General features: G+C 68.2%; 14 protein-coding genes and 1 pseudogene. 9 read left to right on the top strand and 6 right to left on the bottom strand.

Annotation, left to right across the window (positions count from 1 at the left end; all coding sequences use genetic code 11):
* The 5 genes and pseudogenes from pelG to AC10V3_RS32350 form a co-directional block, all read left to right on the top strand.
* Positions 1-1371 (top strand): exopolysaccharide Pel transporter PelG, encoded by a 1371-nt coding sequence (gene pelG / locus AC10V3_RS32370; RefSeq protein ID WP_022539490.1) that lies wholly within the window; start codon positions 1-3, stop codon positions 1369-1371.
* Between the two features lie 291 nt (positions 1372-1662).
* The gene (locus AC10V3_RS32365) at positions 1663-2391 is read left to right on the top strand and encodes a response regulator transcription factor (RefSeq protein ID WP_022539489.1); all 729 of its coding nucleotides are present in this window, start codon (positions 1663-1665) and stop codon (positions 2389-2391) included.
* Positions 2384-4072, top strand: coding sequence for a FecR family protein (locus AC10V3_RS32360; RefSeq protein WP_041681842.1), 1689 nt, complete (start codon positions 2384-2386; stop codon positions 4070-4072). The genes AC10V3_RS32365 and AC10V3_RS32360 overlap by 8 nt, the downstream gene beginning before the upstream one ends.
* Positions 3996-6461, top strand: coding sequence for a CHASE2 domain-containing protein (locus AC10V3_RS32355; protein WP_051369985.1), 2466 nt, complete (start codon positions 3996-3998; stop codon positions 6459-6461). The genes AC10V3_RS32360 and AC10V3_RS32355 overlap by 77 nt, the downstream gene beginning before the upstream one ends.
* A gap of 761 nt (positions 6462-7222) precedes the next feature.
* Positions 7223-7745, top strand: a pseudogene (locus AC10V3_RS32350) (transposase); the annotation flags it as partial.
* A 117-nt stretch (positions 7746-7862) separates the two neighbouring features.
* Here AC10V3_RS32350 and AC10V3_RS32345 read toward each other — a convergent pair.
* The 3 genes from AC10V3_RS32345 to AC10V3_RS32335 all read right to left on the bottom strand — a co-directional run bounded on the left by AC10V3_RS32345 (position 7863) and on the right by AC10V3_RS32335 (position 11852).
* Positions 7863-9599: an IS1634 family transposase gene (locus AC10V3_RS32345; RefSeq protein WP_022539485.1), complete on the bottom strand. Its 1737-nt coding sequence runs from the start codon at positions 9597-9599 to the stop codon at positions 7863-7865.
* Positions 9600-9768: 169 nt separating this feature from the next.
* Positions 9769-11160: a heavy metal sensor histidine kinase gene (locus tag AC10V3_RS32340; RefSeq protein WP_022539484.1), complete on the bottom strand. Its 1392-nt coding sequence runs from the start codon at positions 11158-11160 to the stop codon at positions 9769-9771.
* The gene (locus AC10V3_RS32335; protein ID WP_022539483.1) at positions 11157-11852 is read right to left on the bottom strand and encodes a heavy metal response regulator transcription factor; all 696 of its coding nucleotides are present in this window, start codon (positions 11850-11852) and stop codon (positions 11157-11159) included. Before AC10V3_RS32335 ends, AC10V3_RS32340 begins: the two co-directional genes overlap by 4 nt.
* 181 nt (positions 11853-12033) lie before the next feature.
* Here AC10V3_RS32335 and AC10V3_RS32330 point away from each other — a divergent pair, with 181 nt between their 5' ends.
* From AC10V3_RS32330 to copD, 4 genes are read left to right on the top strand one after another with little or no spacing between them, the layout of a single operon-like run.
* Positions 12034-13920, top strand: coding sequence for a copper resistance system multicopper oxidase (locus tag AC10V3_RS32330; RefSeq protein WP_022539482.1), 1887 nt, complete (start codon positions 12034-12036; stop codon positions 13918-13920).
* Complete coding sequence (locus AC10V3_RS32325) at positions 13920-14960, top strand: copper resistance protein B (protein ID WP_022539481.1); 1041 nt, start codon at positions 13920-13922, stop codon at positions 14958-14960. Before AC10V3_RS32330 ends, AC10V3_RS32325 begins: the two co-directional genes overlap by 1 nt.
* A 37-nt stretch (positions 14961-14997) precedes the next feature.
* A complete protein-coding gene (copC, locus tag AC10V3_RS32320) occupies positions 14998-15384 on the top strand; it encodes a copper homeostasis periplasmic binding protein CopC (protein WP_022539480.1) in 387 nt (128 codons plus the stop codon).
* A gap of 6 nt (positions 15385-15390) precedes the next feature.
* A complete protein-coding gene (copD, locus tag AC10V3_RS32315; protein ID WP_022539479.1) occupies positions 15391-16314 on the top strand; it encodes a copper homeostasis membrane protein CopD in 924 nt (307 codons plus the stop codon).
* 27 nt (positions 16315-16341) lie between these two features.
* On the opposite strand, the gene AC10V3_RS32310 is transcribed toward copD, so the two are convergent.
* The 3 genes from AC10V3_RS32310 to AC10V3_RS32300 form a co-directional block, all read right to left on the bottom strand.
* Positions 16342-16854, bottom strand: coding sequence for a c-type cytochrome (locus AC10V3_RS32310; RefSeq protein ID WP_022539478.1), 513 nt, complete (start codon positions 16852-16854; stop codon positions 16342-16344).
* A gap of 74 nt (positions 16855-16928) precedes the next feature.
* Entirely contained in the window at positions 16929-17441 is a 513-nt protein-coding gene (locus AC10V3_RS32305) for a DUF6644 family protein (RefSeq protein WP_022539477.1), read from the bottom strand.
* Positions 17442-17456: 15 nt separating this feature from the next.
* Positions 17457-17825, bottom strand: a complete 369-nt coding sequence (locus AC10V3_RS32300; protein WP_022539476.1) for a DUF6152 family protein — start codon at positions 17823-17825, stop codon at positions 17457-17459.
* Positions 17826-17855 lie beyond the last annotated feature (30 nt).

Genomic DNA, 17855 nt, shown 5'->3' with positions numbered 1-17855 from the left:
ATGGCGGGCATTGGATTCGAGCTGCGCAAGATGCTGCGCCGGGACAACCTCTCCGGCATGCTGGGCGCCTATGCGTACGCGGGCATCATCAGCTCCGGGCCGTGGATCCTGTCGATCGTCGGCATCCTGCTGATTGGCATGCTGAGCCTGCCCTTCGTGGTGCCGGGCACGCTGATCACGCAGTTCCAGGTGTCGGTGACCTACCTGATCGCGGGCAGCCTGATCCTGACCGGGCCGATGCAGCTGTCGTTCACGCGCTTTACTTCCGACCGGCTGTTCGAGAAGCGCGACCACCTGGTGCTGAGCAACTACCACGCGGTGGCGCTGCTGGTGACCGTGCTGTCGGGCGGCACCGGCCTGGCCTGCGCAGTGTTCAGCTTCGGCGAGCAGTCGGTGCTGTACCGGCTGCTGATGGTGGCCGGCTTCGTGGTGCTGAGCAATATCTGGATCGCCGCGATCTTCCTGTCCGGCATGAAGCAGTACAAGGCCATCGTCTGGACCTTCCTGCTCGGCTACGCGATTTCGGTGGGCGCCGCGCTGGCGCTGCGCGGCCACGGGCTGGAAGGGCTGCTGGGCGGCTTCGTCGCCGGCCAGCTGTGCCTGCTGACCGGCATGGTGACGCTGATCTACCGCAACTACACCAGCCGCCAGTTCATGACGTTCGAGGTGTTCGAGCGTCGCTACGCCTACCCCAGCCTGGTGGCGATCGGCCTGCTGTACAACCTCGGCATCTGGATCGACAAGTTCATGTTCTGGTACGCGCCGTCCACCGGGCAACAGGTGATCGGTCCGCTGCACGCGTCGATCATCTACGACATCCCGGTGTTCCTGGCCTACCTGGCGATCATCCCGGGCATGGCGGTGTTCCTGGTGCGCATTGAGACCGATTTTGTCGAGTACTACGACGCGTTCTACAACGCGGTGCGCGGCGGCAGCTCGCTCGAGCATATCGAGGACATGCGCAACACCATGGTCCAGACCATCCGGCTGGGGCTGTACGAGATCGTCAAGGTGCAGGCCATCGCCGCGCTGCTGCTGTTCGTGGTGGGCGCGTGGGTGCTGCGGCTGCTGGGTATTTCCGAGCTGTACATGCCGCTGCTCTACGTGGACGTAATCGGCGCCAGCCTGCAGGTGGTGTTGCTGGGCGTGCTCAACATCTATTTCTACCTGGACCGGCGCCGCGAGGTGCTGCTGCTGACCGCCACCTTCGTGGTGCTGAACCTTGCGCTGACGGCGCTGACGCTGCGGCTGGGGCCGGCCTGGTATGGCTACGGGTTTGCGGTGTCGCTGCTGGTCGTGGTGGCGCTGGCGCTGTACCTGCTGGACCGCAAGCTGGACCGTCTGGAGTACGAAACCTACATGCTGCAGTAGGGCGCCCGGGCCCGGCGCGATCGCCGCAGGGAATGGGAGATCGCGGGACGTTCGCGGGAGGATCGGCGCAGTTCGCACCGATACCCCCTCATCGGGAGTCTCGACGGGTGGGGCCGCGATTAGGTAACATTGCGGCAGCCGGCGGGCTTCGGCCTGGCCCGCCGGATCAGATCGACGGCCGCGCCGCCCTTGCGGGGGTGAATTCAGGGAATGGACTTGCCGGCCGAGCCGTCGACATGCCGTGGCAGAGACCGCAGTTGCAGTCGGAAGCTGGCAGAAGGATGTAGAGGTATGCGTATTGCCTCCGTGGAGGATGATCCGGATCAGGCCGAACTGATCCGGCAGATATTGGGCGAGGCCGGCTTCGAGTGCGAGTCCTTCGCCAACGGCGCGGACCTGCTGCGCGCGCTGCGCGAGCGCGCCTACGACCTGCTGATGGTCGACTGGCAACTGCCCGGGACCAGCGGCTACGAACTGGTCAGCTGGGTGCGGCAGAAGTCCGGCAACATGCCGCCGATCCTGTTCGTCACCAGCCGCACCGACGAGGCCGACATCGTCGCGGGCCTCACCGTCGGCGCCGACGACTACATGCTCAAGCCTATCCGCGCCGGCGAACTGATCGCCCGCGTGCGCTCGCTGCTGCGCCGCGCCTATCCCGAGGCCGCGCAGGAAGTCGAGCTGATCCGGCGCGGCAACTACACCGTCGATCCGCGCACGCGCACCATCGCCATCGGCGGCCAGGCGGCCCTGCTGTCGCCGCGCGAGTACGAGCTGGCGCTGTTCCTGTTCCGCAATACCGGCCGCCTGCTGGCGCGCGAGGTGGTGGAGCAGGCCGTCTGGGGCCGCGCCATGGGCGCGGGCTCGCGCACGCTCGACACGCATATCTCGCGGCTGCGCCTGAAGCTGGCGCTGCGCGCCGAGAATGGCGTGCGGCTGACATCCGTGTATTCGCACGGCTACCGGTTTGAAGAAATCTCCGCGGCCGACGCGGAGGCAAACGAGGCCGGGGCGGATGCGTAGGTGGATGAAGGCGGCCGCGCTGGCCTGGCTGTTCGGCGCGGGGATTTCGGTCCAGCAGGTCCAGGCCGGACCGGCGGGCGCGGAAGGCGCCGATTTCCTCTACCTGGTCGAGCCGGGCGATACGCTGATCGCGCTGGCCGAGCGCTATATGGCCTCTGCCGACGGCTGGCGCACACTGCAGCGCCTGAACGGCGTGGCCGACCCATACCGGCTGGTGCCGGGCTCGCGGCTGCGCATCCCGCTGAGCCAGATTCCGGAACAGGCGGCCTCGGCACGCGTGGTCTATGTGCAGGGCGAGGTCCGGGCCAACGGCCGGCCGGTGCAGGTGGGCATGACGCTGGACGAGGCGGCGCGCATTGAGACGCCCGCGGGCGGCTCGGTCACGCTCGAGCTGCCGGACCGCACCCGCGTCACGCTGCCGCCGGCCACTGCGGTGGCGGTGCGGCGCCTGCGCACATTCGCGCGCAGCGGGCTGACCGATACCGTGATCCGCATCGAGAAGGGTGCCGCCGATACGCGCGTGGCGCCCGAAGGCGGCGGTGTCGGCCGCTTCGAGCTGCATACGCCGATGATGGTGACCGGCGTGCGCGGCACCCGCTACCGCGTCTCGGCCGACGCCGAAGGCAGCCGCAGCGAGGTGCTGGAAGGCCGTGTCGGCGTCAGCGCGGCGCGCGGCGCCCACGCGGCGGCGGACCGCGCCATGACGGCAGCCGCTTCGGTCGGCGCAGGCTACGGCATCGGCGTGTCGGCCAATGGCCGGCTGTCGCATCCGGTGGTGCTGCTGCCGGCGCCGGCCTTGCAACCGCCGGCCGATACCGTGCTCGGCCCAGGCTTCGACGCAACCTGGCAACCGGTGGCGGGCGCCGCGGCCTACCGCGTGGCGGTGGCGCGTGATGCCGCGCTGAGCGAGCTGGTCTGGACCGGCATCACCACCGCTACCACCGCCCGCGTCGACGGCCTGCCCGAAGGCACCCTCTACCTCAGCGTCAGCGCCGTGGATGCGCATCAGCTGACCGGTCACGGCGCGCAGGCGCCGGTGTCCGTGCGCCTGAATCCGCCGGCCCCGTTCACGCTGCAGCCCGCCGCCGATGCGGTGCGGTATGCCGAGGCCGTGGCCTTCGAATGGGCCGAGGTGCCTGGCGTGGCGCGCTACGAGCTGGCGCTTGCCGCCGATGCCGGCTTCACGCAGCAGGCCGCGCTGTACCAGGCCGCACAATCCGCCGCCGTGCGGCCACTGGCGCCGGGCCGCTGGTGGTGGCGCGTGCGCAGCGTGGACGGTGCTGGCCGCCCGGGTCCGTGGTCGGCGCCCGTCGCCTTCACCGTCGAGCCGGCGCCGCCGGTGCCGACCCTGCAGGACAATGGCAGCACCCTGCATATCGGCTGGCGCGGGGATAGCAGCGCCGGCTACCGCGTGCAGCTGTCAGCGGACGCAGGCTTCGCCACGCTGCTGGCGGACGAGCACGCCGCCGCCAACGCTATCGACCTGCCACGCCCGGCGGCGGGCGTCTACTACGTGCGGATCGCGCGCGCGGCACCGGGCACGGCCCCGGACCCCGCGGCATTCTCCGCGCCGCAGCGCATCGAGATCTTCGCCTACCTGCGCGATGGCCAGGGCGGCGCGATCGGTGGCATGGGCCCGGGCGACCGGGCCGACGGCGGTGGCCGCATCTGGCTCCGCTGACGCCGCGGGCACGGGTGCGCCCGCGCCCGGCCGCGCCTTCGCGCGCCGCACGCTGATCGAATGGTGCCTGCTGGCCGCCGCCGTGCTGGCACTGGTGGCGCTGGCCGCGCGCGAGGGCTGGACCGAGCGCGCCGACCTGGCCGCCTACGACATCGCCATCGGCGCACAGCACCATCCCGCCCGCGACGATATCGTCATCGTCGCCATCGACGACGCCAGCATCACCGCCATCGGCCGCTGGCCGTGGCGCCGTGCAGTGCTGGCGCACTTGGTCGAGCGCATTGCCGCCGGCGCCCCGCGCGTGATCGGCGTGGACGTGATCCTGTCCGAGCGCGACACCCGCTACCCGCAGGACGACGCGGTGCTGGCGCGCAGCCTGGCGCAGGCCGGCAACGTGGTGCTGCCGGTGGTGGCCGAGCATGCCGGCGCCGGCATGCTGGTGCGCTACCCGCTGGCCGGCCTGGGCGCGGCGGTGGGCCATATCAACATGGTGGTCGATACCGACGGCGTGGCGCGCCAGGTCTACCTGCGCGAAGGGCCGCACCCGGTGCAGGCCGCCGGCGTGCCGCACCTGGCGGCGGTGATGGCGGAGTCCGGGCGCACGCCGCGTCCGCTCGACAGCTACCGCCAGGAGCGCGCGCAGACCACCGAAGGCAACGGCTGGGAACGCCGCGGCCGCTTGCGCATCCCCTATGCGGGGCCGCCCGGCACCTTTGCGCGCGTGTCGGCGCGCGACGTGCTGGAAGGCCGCGCCGATCCGGCACGCTTTGCCGGCAAGGCCGTGCTGATCGGCGCCATGGCCACCGGCATGGGCGACGTGCTGCCCACGCCGGTGTCGCGCGACGGGCGCGGCATGAGCGGCGTCGAGATCCTGGCCAACACGCTGCAGGCGCTGACCGATGGCAACGCCATCGTGGCCGTGCCGCGCGGCTGGCAGCTCGCCGGCACCTTGCTGGCGGTGCTGCTGGCGGCGCTGACTGCATTGCGGCTGCCCCCGCGCGGCGCGCTGGTGGCCACCGGGCTGCTGCTGGCGGGCCTGCTGGGCGGCTCGCTGGTGCTGCTGGCGCTGGCGCGGCTGTGGTTCGCGCCGGCGGCGGCGGTGCTGGGCTGCCTGCTGTTCTACCCGCTGTGGAGCTGGCGCCGGCAGGAAGCCGCGCTGCGCTTCCTGTCCGACGAACTGGCGCGGCTGGAGCGCGAACCCGGCCTGATGCCGGCGCCGCGCCACACCGGCGCCACACTCGACAGCCGCATGCGCGCGGTCTACGGCATGAGCGCGCGGCTGCGCGGCGTGCGCCGCTTCCTCTCCGACGGCCTGGAAAGCCTGCCCGATGCCACCGCGATCTGCGACCTGGACGGCGGCGTGATGCTGGCCAACCGCCGCTGTGTGGCGCTGGCGCCCACGGTGCTGGGCGGCGAACCCGCGCCCGCCGCAGGCGATGCCGGCCCGCCGCGCCCCGCCATCCGCGCTGTGATCGAGGCGCTGTTCCCCGCACCGGCGCCGGCGCTGGCGTACTGGCAGGCGCTGCACGAGCGCCACGCGCGCGCCAGCACGGCCCCCGCGCAGGTCCCTGAAGGCGGCATCGAAGTCGCCGGCCGCGGTGACCGCCGTTACCTGCTCCATGGCGCGCCGCTGCACGGCGATTCGGGCGCCGTGGCCGGCCTGATCGTCAGCGTCACCGACATCACGGCGATCCGGGTCGCCGAGCGCCAGCGCGATCAGATGCTGCGCTTCCTGTCGCACGACATGCGCTCGCCGCAGGCGTCGATCCTGGCGCTGATCGAGTTGCACGAGCGGCGCAACCGTAACGATGGCGCTGCCACGGCCGCTGACGGCACCGTGCTGTCCCGCATTGCCGCGCACGCGCGCCGCACCATGACGCTGGCCGACGATTTCATCAGCGTGGCGCGCGCAGAGTCGAAGTCGCTGGCGTTCATGGAGGTGGAGCTGGGTAGCGTGGTGCTCGATGCCACCGACCAGCTGTGGGCGCTGGCCAACGCGCGCGACGTGTCGTTGCAGATCGATCTGCCGGACGAGCCAGCGGTGGTGCAGGGCGAGCCGGCGCTGCTGGTGCGCGCTATCGCCAACCTGGTCAGCAACGCCATCAAGTTCAGCCCGCGAGGTCGGCCCGTGACGGTATCGCTGGCGCGTGAGCCGGGGCATTTCGCTATCGCCGTGCAGGACCATGGCCCCGGCATCGCGCTGGCCGACCAGGCGCGGTTGTTCGAGCCCTTTGCGCGGCTGCACGAAGGTCAGCAGGGGGCGCCCGATGGCGCTGGCCTGGGGCTGGTGCTGGTGCGCGCTGTGGCCGAGCGGCATGGGGGCAAGGTTGAGGTGCACAGCGTGGTGGATGCGGGGGCCGTGTTCCGGATCGTGCTGCCGGCGGGCTGACCGCTGTTACGTCCGTCGACACAATTGTTGCCATTCGCCCGTGGCGGATTTGCGTAGGAACGAATGGCCGCTGGAGCCGCATCCGGTGGTCTTCACGCCCACGCCAGTTCCCCCAATGGAAGTACCTGGCGTGGGTGGTTTTTTGGCTCCTTGCTGGAGTGGGCGCTTTGCCTGCGGGTTTCATCTGGTTTGATGCTCGACGGCTCGCGCTGCTGGTGACATGTTGTCGTTGCTTGAACCGCTCTGTTCCGCCCTCCTGGGGGGGTTACTTTTTGTCCGAGCGACAAAAAGTAACCAAAAAGCGCGTCGCCTGCGGCTGGCCTTTATCAAGGAGGCGGCGTGGGTGGTGCGGGCGGTGGTGATTTCCGTTTTGGCGTGGTCGCGGTTCGAGCCTGCTACGCCAGGTGAGTCAGTGACGGTGCCTACGTACACCGACTTTTGAACGATCCCCATGCAGGGTGTAGGCCGTCTGCTAAGCACCGTATCGCATCAACGCCTTCGGCTGCGCTGCGCGCGGCGTCCGGGTCCTGATGGTTGCGATGCGTCTGTCTGTGGCAACCTCATGGGGTGACAAACGAGTTCAATCACATGGGTAACACGCTGAGGCTTGCGTAGTCACATTAGAAACCTGTTACCTTTGAGCTTGAACTGTTTTGTCACCTACATCGGTGAACCGTACCGATTCATGCGGGCGGGAATCTGATGGGACCTATCCGGAATTTTGTGTGCGAGGCATATCATGAGAGGTAACGACCATGGATATGCCGATGAAGAAGAAACGTACGGTGGCATCTCAGGCAGCGGCCCGCGGCCCGCTGCCGGCTTTGCCTGACGGCTTACTTGACGAGTTGGTTAAAGGGCCGATGACGCCCGGCGAGGTCCAGGATCTGATGCTGGCGTTCAACAAGGCCATCATCGAACGGGCGATGAGCGCCGAAATGAGCATGCATTTGGGCTATAAGCCAGGCGAGCCCAAGCCGGCCGAGCAGTCCAATGAGCGTAACGGTGTCAGCGGCAAGACCGTTGATCACCGACCGCGGCCCGGTGCGGGTCGAATTGCCACGCGACCGCGATGGCAGCTTCGATCCGATTCTGATCCCGAAGCATGAGCGGCGCTTTACCGGCTTCGATGAGCGCATTATTGCCATGTACGCGCGCGGCATGAGCGTGCGCGAGATTCAGGCGTTTCTGGCTGAGAGCTACGGAACCGAAGTCTCCCCGGACTTCATCAGCTCGGTCACCGACGAAGTCATGGCCGAGGCGAGAGCCGTCGAGCATCGACCAGATGCCAGCCGTAGCAAGCGTGCCGCCGCGCCTCTAATCCGAAGTTCACCAGCCGCCTGGGCGAGTTTCCCCTTTTGCGACAGGCACTTGTCGTGATTCCCGGGTTCCAGTTTCTGTCTACACGCGGATTTGCTGAAGCAATTCCAGAGCCTGCTTCTGTTTCGCGTTTGCCGTGGTGACGAGTTCGAACGTCGGCACTTCAGCGCCAGCGCTGGGTGTGCGGCAGGTGTTACGCACGATCGTGGCGAGTTCGGCCATCAAGCTCGAGAAGCTGTGCACGGGCGTGCCGTCGTCAAGTGTGTGGCGCGCCGCCTTGGCCAGCGCTGCCGCAGAGCGCACGGCAGGCGCCACCGGATCACGCGTGGCCTTGGCGGCCTGATCCGGGTCGGCGAACATCAGTTCGCGCCAAGCCTCACGCATGTGCCATTCGACGTAGTAGGCCAGCATGCACAGCAGGATATGCGCACGCACCCGATCGGCCGTGCGGTGATGGATTGGCCGCACCTTCAGGTCCACCGTTTTTAGCGAACGGAACGCGCGCTCCACGTTGGCCAGCGCCTTGTAGTTGCGCACGCACTCGGCCGAGTCCATCTGCGCCGCACTCACCGAAGTGCGGATGATGTAGAGGCCGTCGAGCGCCGCCTCGCGGGCGATGCCCTCGCTGTTGCGGCTGAACGTGAAGGCCGCGTCGTCGATACTCAGCGCAAAGTGCTTGGCCACCTTGTACTTGTCGATCACCTTGCCCACGCGCAGGCCGATCTGATCGCGCCCGGCAAGCTTGCCCGCCTGCACGCGGGCAACGATCGGCTGCAGGCACGCCTCGGTGGCCGCCAGCAACTCTTCTCGCTTGTGGGCACGTAGCCTGGCCAGTTCCGGATTGCGGCACGCCACCAGCCGCTCGCCCGGATAGTCCGGTGAACTCAGCTCCAGCAGATTGCGCTCGTCGAACAGGCCAAGCTGCAGTTGCCCTTGCTCGAGCAGCGGGCGGATCGAGGCGCTCTTGAGCGCGGTGATCCAGCCCAGGTCACCGCCTTCACGCATCTGGTCGATGGCCTTGCTGGAGATCATGCCGCGATCGCCCACCATGACCAATCGGGAGAGACCAAATTCCTCTTGCAGGCGCCGCACCTCGGGCATGAAGGTCTGGCTGTCGGCCACGTTGCCCTCATGCACCGACACCGCCACTGGGCAGCCGCGCGCATCGGTGAGCAAGCCGTAGTTGACCTGTAGCAGCCCCTTCTTGCCATCGCGGCTGTAGCCAAGCTTGGCCAGCGGGCAGGTGTTGCCCTCGAAGTAGCTGGAGCTCAGGTCATACAGCACCAGGCCACCGGCGCTCAAGTGGCGCGCGGCGAGCTTCTTCTGGATTGTGCCCTGGCGCGCGAGCAGCCAGTCCATTGTCGCGTACAGGTCGTTCTCGTTGGCCTCGGTCACGCCGAAGTCCTCCGCCAGGGTGCTGGTGTGCCACCAGCGCGTGGTGGCCAGCTTCGTGTGCGGCGCCGCGATGCGCGCGGCCACCATCGCCAGCACCAGGTCGCGCTCGCGCGAAGGCTTGGAGGCGATCAGCGAGGCAAAGCCCAGACGCTGCATGGCCGTGGCCACCGCCTGCACGTGGCCGTGAGCGCGCGAGCGTGTCACCTCGAACGCCTCGCCCAGCGGCACGAAGGTCTCGCCCTTGAGTGAGCGGCGGATGATCTCGATCAGTGCCTCGGGCAAGTGGGACAGGTTGCCCAGCGTCTCGTTCTTGACCACGCCGTCCTCGCGGTAACTGCGCCGCAACAGGTGGGTGCGATAGATCTGGTCCTTGTACTTGCGGGTCGTCGTAACGACGTGAGCGGTTCCGTTTCGTGCTGGCATAGCCAGAAGAATAGGAGAAAACCCGCCAATGTCAAGAACTTTTAGTGACTACAAAATGAGGGCATCGAACGCCCCCCGATGAGCCGATTCCTCAATCAGGAAAAGGGCTTCGCGACGCCGCAGCGGCGGCGTCACCATGGAACTTCGGGCTAATGCCCCCGTGGCACTGTCAGCCTATCCCATCCCCCTGCACCCGAAACATCAGCACAAACCGCGTCCTCCCCTCCACCGACTCCACCGCCACACTGCCACCATGCGCGGCCATGATCGCCTGCGTAATCGCCAGCCCCAACCCCGCCCCCTCCGAATCCGGCCGCGCCCGCGCTTTGTCCGCACGGAAGAAGCGATCAAACAGCGACGGCAGCAGCTCAGGCCGAATGGTCTCGCCTTCATTCTCGACAACCACCATCACCGCATCGGCGCGCGGCGCGATCTCCACCACGATCCCCTTGCCCGCAGGCGTATGCCGCAGTGCATTGGAAAGCAGATTGCTGAGCGCGCGCCGCAGCATCAGCCGGTCGCCGCTGATGCTGCCGCTGCCGCGCTGCTGCAGTCGCACGCCCTTATCCTCCGCCAGCGCATCGTAGAACTCGAGCAACGCGGCGACTTCCTCCGCGACCTCGATGCGCTCCGCGTTTGGCAACGTAATGCCGTGCTCCATCTTGGCCAGATAGAGCATGTCCGACACCATGCGCGCCAGCCGTTGCAGTTCCTCGGCATTCGAGGTCAGCACATCGCGGTACCTGGCCGCATCGCGCGGCTGCGACAGCACCACGTGGGTCTGCGTCATCAGGTTGGTCAGCGGCGTACGCAGCTCATGCGCCAGGTCCGACGAGAACGCCGAAAGCCGGTTGAAATCGCTTTGCAGTCGTTCGAGCATGGCATTGAGCGTCGCGGCCAGGTCCGCCATTTCCACCGGCACGGCCTCGACCGGCATGCGCTCATCGAGCTTGTACGCGGTGACCGTGCGCGCGCGCGAGGCCATGGTGCGCAGCGGCGCCAGCCCGCGCCGGGCCGCCCACCAGCCGAGCAGGCCGCTGGCCAGCGCGGCCAGCGCCGTGTAGAAGGCCAGCGATTGCCGGAACGCCTGCATGAAATGGGCGTGCAGCGCGGTGTCCATGCCGACCACGATCCGCAGCGGTCCCGGCTGCGCGCCCGGCATCGGGGCCACCGCGCGCATGCCGCGGTAAGTCTGTCCCTGCTGCCCCCAGACGAAGGTATCGCGGTCCGCCGGCAGCTTCGCGGCGATGGCCTGCGCGATGCCGAAGTCGAACGCCTGCGTGGCATACACGCTGTTGCCGTCGGCGGTGCGCACCTCGGCGACGAAACCCGGATGGTGCTCCAGCGTCTGCGCCAGGCGCTGCGGCACGGCGCTCGCCGGGCCTTCGGCCGCGATCATCTGGATCAGCCGGACGTTGTCGCCCAGCACGGCGTAGTCCTCGTCGGCAAAATGCCGGTCCATCGCCAGCCAGATCAGCGCACCCAGCCCCAGCAGCACCGCCGCCGACGACAGCGAGAATAGGATGGTCAGCCGCGCCGTCAGCGACAGGCGGGCTTTCATTCGCCATCCTCCGCCGGCTCCGGTTCCTCCAGCACATACCCCATGCCACGCACGGTCTGGATCAACTTGGGCTCGAAGTCGTCGTCGATCTTGGCGCGCAGGCGCCGGATCGCGACGTCGATCACATTGCTGTCGCTGTCGAAATTCATATCCCACACCTGCGAGGCAATCAGCGAGCGCGGCAGCACTTCGCCGCGGCGGCGCGCCAGCAGTTCGAGCAGCGCGAACTCCTTGTTGGTCAGCGTGATGCGCCGGCCCGCGCGCGTGGCGCGGCGGCGGGCGAGATCCAGCACCAGGTCGGCGACCTGGATGCGGTCCACCGCCACCTGCGCCGTGCCCCGGCGCAGCAGCGTGCGCACGCGCGCCAGCAGCTCGGAGAACGCGAACGGCTTGACCAGGTAGTCGTCTGCGCCCAACTCCAGGCCCTTGACGCGGTCGGCCACGCTGTCGCGCGCGGTCAGGAACAGCACCGGCACGGCGTTCTGCGCCGCGCGCAACGCCTGCACGATGCGCCAGCCGTCGACGTCTGGCAGCATCACGTCGAGGATCACCAGGTCATAAGGCTCGGTCATCGCCAGATGCTGGCCGTCCAGCCCGTTTGCCACCAGGTCGACGACAAAGCCGGCCTCGGTCAGGCCCTGGCGCAGGTATTCGCCGGTCTTGGACTCGTCCTCCACCACAAGCAGTTTCATCAGCTCCCTTCCTTCCGATCCGATCCGACCCGGCCCGCCGCGCTGGCGGGGTCCGGCAACTCTACGCCAGCGGCGCGAGCGTGAACATGACGCCAAGATTACCGGATTGTCATGTCCAGGTCAGGCGCGGGTAGGGTGGCCCCGGCTACGCTTGGAGTGCCTCAGACAACGGACGCGATTCATGCAACGCCACCCAGCCACCGGCATTCTCCTGCCCGATCTTCCCCGCCGCCGCTTCGTACAGGGGCTGGTAGCCGGTGGCGTGGTTGCCGGCCTGGCCGGCCTTGGCGGCGGCGCCTGGGCGCAACCGGCGGGGCGGCCGGCGCACGCGGCCGCGGGTACGGCGCCCGTGCTGCGCGGCACGGAATTCGACCTGGTGGTGGGCGAGTCGCTGGTCAACTTCACCGGCCAGGCGCGGGTCGCCACTACCATCAACGGCATGCTGCCCGGCCCCACGCTGCGCTGGCGTGAAGGCGACACCGTCACCATCCGCGTCACCAACCGCCTGCGCGAGGCCACTTCGATCCACTGGCACGGCATCATCCTGCCGTTCGGGATGGACGGCGTGCCGGGCATCAGCTTTGCCGGCATTCCTCCCGGCGAAACCTTCACCTACCGCTTCAAGGTCGCGCAGCGCGGCAGCTACTGGTATCACTCGCACTCGGGCTTCCAGGAGATGACCGGCGTGTACGGCGGCATCGTCATCGATCCGCCCGCGGGCCAGCCTGGCATGCAGGCCGACCGCGACTACACCATGCTGCTGTCCGACTGGACCGATGAAGACCCGATGCGGGTGCTGACCAAGCTCAAGGTGCAGGGCGACTACTACAACTACAACCAGCCGACCGTGGTCGATTTCTTCCGCGATGCTTCGCGCGATGGGCTGAAGCAGGCGCTGGACAAGCGCCGGATGTGGAACCAGATGCGGATGAGCCCGACCGACCTGGCGGACCTGTCCGGCGCCACGCTGACCTACCTGACCAACGGCGTCACGCCGGCCGGCAACTGGACCGGGCTGTTCCGCCCCGGCGAAAAGGTGCGGCTGCGCTTTATCAACGGCTCGGGCAATACCTTCTACGACGTGCGCATCCCCGGGCTGAAGCTGCGGGTGGTGGAGGTCGACGGGCAGGGCATCGAACCGGTCACGGTGGATGAATTCCGCTTCGGCCCAGGCGAGACCTGCGACGCCATCGTCGAGCCACGCGGCGATGCCTACACCATCTTCTCGCAGGCGATGGACCGCACCGGCTATGCGCGCGGCACGCTGGCCGTGACGCAAGGGCTGAGCGCGCCGGTGCCCGCGTTGGACAAGGCGGAATGGCTGACCATGACCGACATGATGGGCGAGATGGGTGGCATGGGTGGCATGGGGGGCATGGATCACGGCGGTATGGCGATGCACGGCATGAACCACGGCGCAATGCAGGGCATGGATCATGGCGCGATGGCGATGGACCACAGCCAGCACGGCGCCGGCGGCAAGGCAATGGACCACAGCGAGCACGCCATGGCGAGCATGGCCGGCAATCCGCTCAAAGTCCCCAGCAAGACCGCCCGCCATGCCCGCACCGAATACGGCGCCAGCACCGACATGCGCGTCGATATGGCCCGCACCAACCTGGATGACCCCGGCATCGGCCTGCGCAACAACGGCAGGCGGGTGCTGACGCTGGCCGACCAGCACACCATCGGCGGCGCGATGGACCCGCGCGGCCCCGGGCGCGAGGTCGAACTGCACCTGACCGGCAATATGGAACGCTACTCCTGGTCGCTCGACGGCGTGGAGTTCGGCAAGTCGACGCCGGTGTATTTCAAATACGGCGAACGGCTGCGCGTGATCCTGCACAACGACACCATGATGACGCACCCCATGCATCTGCACGGCATGTGGAGCGAACTGGAAGCGCCCGACGGCAGCTTCCTGGCGCGCCGCCACACCATCCCCGTGCAGCCGGCGCAGCGCATCAGCTTCCTGGTCACCGCCGATGCATTGGGACGCTGGGCCTGGCATTGCCACCTGATGCTGCATATGGATGCGGGCATGTTCCGCGAAGTGGTGGTGGCCTGATGTCTGCATTCCGATCCGCAATCCCCTTGCTGCAAACCACCAGGATCCTTGCCGCGGTGCTGGCCCTGGCCGCCACGGGCGCCGCCTCGGCGCAGGACCCGCACGCCGGCCACGCTCATCACCACAACGCGCCCGCCACCAGCGCTGCGGCCCCGATGACGGAAATGGACCACAGCCAGATGGAAGGCATGGAGGCAGCCAGCGCACCGATGACGGACATGAAAGGCATGGACACCATGGAGCAGGGCAGCGGCGTGTCCGCACCGGCCATGGACCACGGCGACATGAAGATGCAGGGCGGCAGCGCGCCGCCCGACGCCCGCGATCCGCATGCCTATTCCGGCGGCTACCAGTTGGGCGTCGGCAAGTACGCGCACGGCGACAAGCGCCAACTGGTGATGGCTGACGAGCACTTGTTCGCGTCGGTGCTGGTCGACCGGCTCGAATGGGCCCACGCCAGCGGCAGCAACGCCGCCGCCTACGAGGCGCAGGCGTGGTTCGGCACCTCGTACAACAAGCTGGTGCTCAAGGCCGAGGGCGAGGCATCGAAGGGCAAGCTGCACGAGGCCCGCACCGAACTGCTTTGGGGACACGCCATCGCCAGCTACTGGGATACCCAGCTGGGCATCCGCAACGACGCCGGCAGCGGGCGCCCGGCGCGCAACTGGCTGGCGTTCGGCGTGCAGGGACTGGCGCCGTACTGGTTCGAGGTCGATGCCACCGCCTATGTCGGCACCAGCGGCCGCACGGCGATGCGGCTTTCCGCGGAGTATGAGCTGCTGCTGACGCAGCGCCTGATCCTGCAGCCGCGCATCGAGGCCAACCTCTATGGCAAGAACGACCCGGCGGTCGGCATCGGCAGCGGTTTGTCCAGCGGTACGGTGGGCCTGCGCCTGCGCTATGAGTTCAGTCGCCAGTTCGCGCCGTATATCGGCCTCGAGCGCTACCAGGCCTTCGGCAACACGGCCGACATGATCCGCATATCCGGCGGCCGGGCAGGCGAGACCCGCTTCGTGGCGGGCGTCCGGATCTGGTTCTGACAAGACACGCTCACCAACAAAATTTCCGGAGTAGACCATGCAAGCCAAGCACCCCCTGATTCGATCGATGGTCGCCGCGACAGTCGCGCTGGCCAGCAGCATCGCCATGGCCCATCCCAAGCTGGTGTCATCCACACCGGCGGACAAAGCCGAGGTGGCCGCCCCGCAGAAGATCGAACTGCTGTTCTCGGAGAACCTCCTCACGCAGTTCTCCGGCGCCAACCTGGTGATGACCGGCATGCCGGGCATGGCCGACCATGCGCCAATGAAGGTCGCCGCGAAGGTCTCCGGCAGCGACGACCCGAAGGCGATGGTGATCACGCCCGCGCGTGCGCTGTCGCCCGGCAGCTATCGCGTGGACTGGCGCGCCGTGTCGTCGGATACCCATCCCGTTACCGGGAATATCGCTTTCACCGTCAAGTGAGCGCCGATGGACTGGGTCGCTGTCGGGCTGCGCTTCGCGCTGTATGTCGACCTGGCCTTGCTGTTCGGGCTGCCGCTGTTCTGCCTGTACGCGCTGCACGGCCATGAACGTGCTTCGTGGATCGCGGCCCGATGCCAGGTCATGGCACGGGCAGGTGCGATAGCCGGCATCCTGCTTTCGCTGGGCAGCATCGCGGTGATGGCCAAGGCAATGAGCGGGGCTGCCGGGTATTCGGCCTTGCAAAGCCATGTCTTCGGGATGATTGTCACCGGGACCGATTTCGGCGTGGCCTGGTCGGTGCGCCTGGTTGCCCTGGTGCTCTGCCTGCCAGCCGCCCTGCCAGGGCGAGCGCGGCCCGGTACGCGGCTGGCGGCGCTGGCAGCGTTTGCCGGGATTGCGCTTGCCACGCTGGCATGGGGCGGGCACGGTGCGATGCATGACGGGGCCGGGCGCTACCTGCACCTTGGTGCCGACGTGGCGCACCTGCTGGCCGCGGGCGCGTGGACCGGCGCGCTCGCTGCCTTTGTACTGCTGTCGCTGGCAAAGCCGTCATCGGGCCCGCAGGCCATGGCGTTGCTGAGCCGCACGTCGAACGGGTTTGCCCACATCGGCACCGTCATTGTCGCCACGCTGGTGCTGACCGGCGCCGTCAACTACTGGTTCATCGTGGGCCCGGTCCTGCCAGACCTGGCGCCGATGTCCTACGGCGGACTGCTGGCCGGCAAGCTGGCGCTGTTCGTGGCGATGCTGGGCCTGGCCGCGGCCAACCGCTTCCGTCTGAGTCCCCGGTTGGCACAGGCGCTGCAGGCAGGGAATCAGGGCGTGGCGATTCGCGCGCTGCGGCGCAGCCTGATGATGGAGTCCGGCGCCGCCACGCTGGTCCTGGCGCTGGTGGCCGTGCTCGGCACGCTGTCGCCGGCGACCGTCTAGCGCGCCGAAGGCAAGCGGCAGGGGGCGCTACTGTCCCGCCCTGGACTGCTCCGTCACGTCGCGCTGGGCTGCCGCCATCTTTGCCGGCCAGGTGCTCTTGATATAAGCGAGCACGGCAATGATCTCGTCGTCAGACAGGATCGCGCCGAACGCCGGCATATCGCTTGTATAGCCTTGCGGCGCCGTCACGCCGGGCACCAGGCCGTTCTTCGTGATCGCAAACAGCACGGCATCCGGGTGGTGCCAGGTGTGGCCGGACGCGTCATGCGGCGGGGCCGGCATGCGGCCGCTGGGCAGGCGCTCGCGCCAGTCCGGCTGGCCTTCCAGTTTGGCGCCGTGGCATGCGGCGCATTGCTGTGCGTAGATCAGTTTGCCGCGGCTCACGCGCGCGGTGTCCGAGGCATCGATGCGCAAGCCGCCGGCGCCTGGCGCCGACGAATCGAGATAGGACTTTGTCTTCAGCGCAATGGCCGTGGCTACAATCGCGCCCAGCGCGAGCAGGCCGCCCACGAGCCAGCGTGTTCTTGTCGAATGTTCCATCAGCGTTGTCTGGCAGTGCCAGGGGCTTGCAGCGCGGGCAAGGGACGGCAAGGCACGCCAGTGTGCCGCGCGGCTCAGACATAGGCAATCAGGCGTCCCGCACAGATCACCAGCGACCACGCCACCAACGACACGATCGCGCTGATCCGCGCGCCCGCCGGCGGCACGGTGCCGACGTCCCATCCCCGTTGCGCGTCGCGCAGGCTGCGATAAGGCCCGGTGTGGAACCACACCACGTTCACCAGCGCCAGCGCAATCAGGCACAGCTTGACGAGAAAGGCAGGGTTGCCGGCCAGCTCATCCGCATGGGCCAGGAACAGCAGCGCACCACTGCCCACCACCGCGACAAAGGCCGCGACGGAAAACGGCAGCGCGTGGCGCAGCAGCAGGGTCACCGGCAACTGCCGGCCAAGCCCCGCCAGGCGCATGTCCACCACAACGATGGAACCGAACAGCAGTGCCATGCCCGCCAGGTGGACGATCTCCACCGCAGGGTAGGCCCAGGCTGAGCCACGCAGCGCGGCCGAGAACGGCAGGCGCGCCAGCGTGGCGCCCCACTCAGTCCATTGCGCCAGCAATGCCTGCATGCCGCGCGCAGCGGGTCAGCGCAGCTCGACGGTCTTGCCGTCCACGGTGATGCGTTCGGCGCGCAACTCGTCCGCCTTTTCCTTGCTGGCGTAGCCGACCAGCGTGACCTCGCGGCCCACGGCGACCTTGTCGGCGGTGGCGCCGCGCGCCTCCATCCGTGAGACGGGGGCCAGGATGGCCAGCCAGCGCTTGCCGCCGGCCTCGATGCGGATGTGCGCGTGGGGGTTCTCGTAGTGGCTTTCGACGATCTTGCCGGTCAGCGTCAGCGGCTTGGTTTGGTCGTAGGTGGACCAGCCGTGATGCGCCACGGCGGGCAGGGCGGCCAGCGCCAGCGCAGCGGTAACCAGGGCGGGGCGCAGCAGGTTGCGGACTAGCTTGGGCATGGGGCAGGGCTCCGTTCAGGGCTTGTGCAG

The organism is Cupriavidus sp. PB-02 (assembly GCF_058252315.1).
This window is presented reverse-complemented; position numbering and strand designations above follow the sequence as displayed.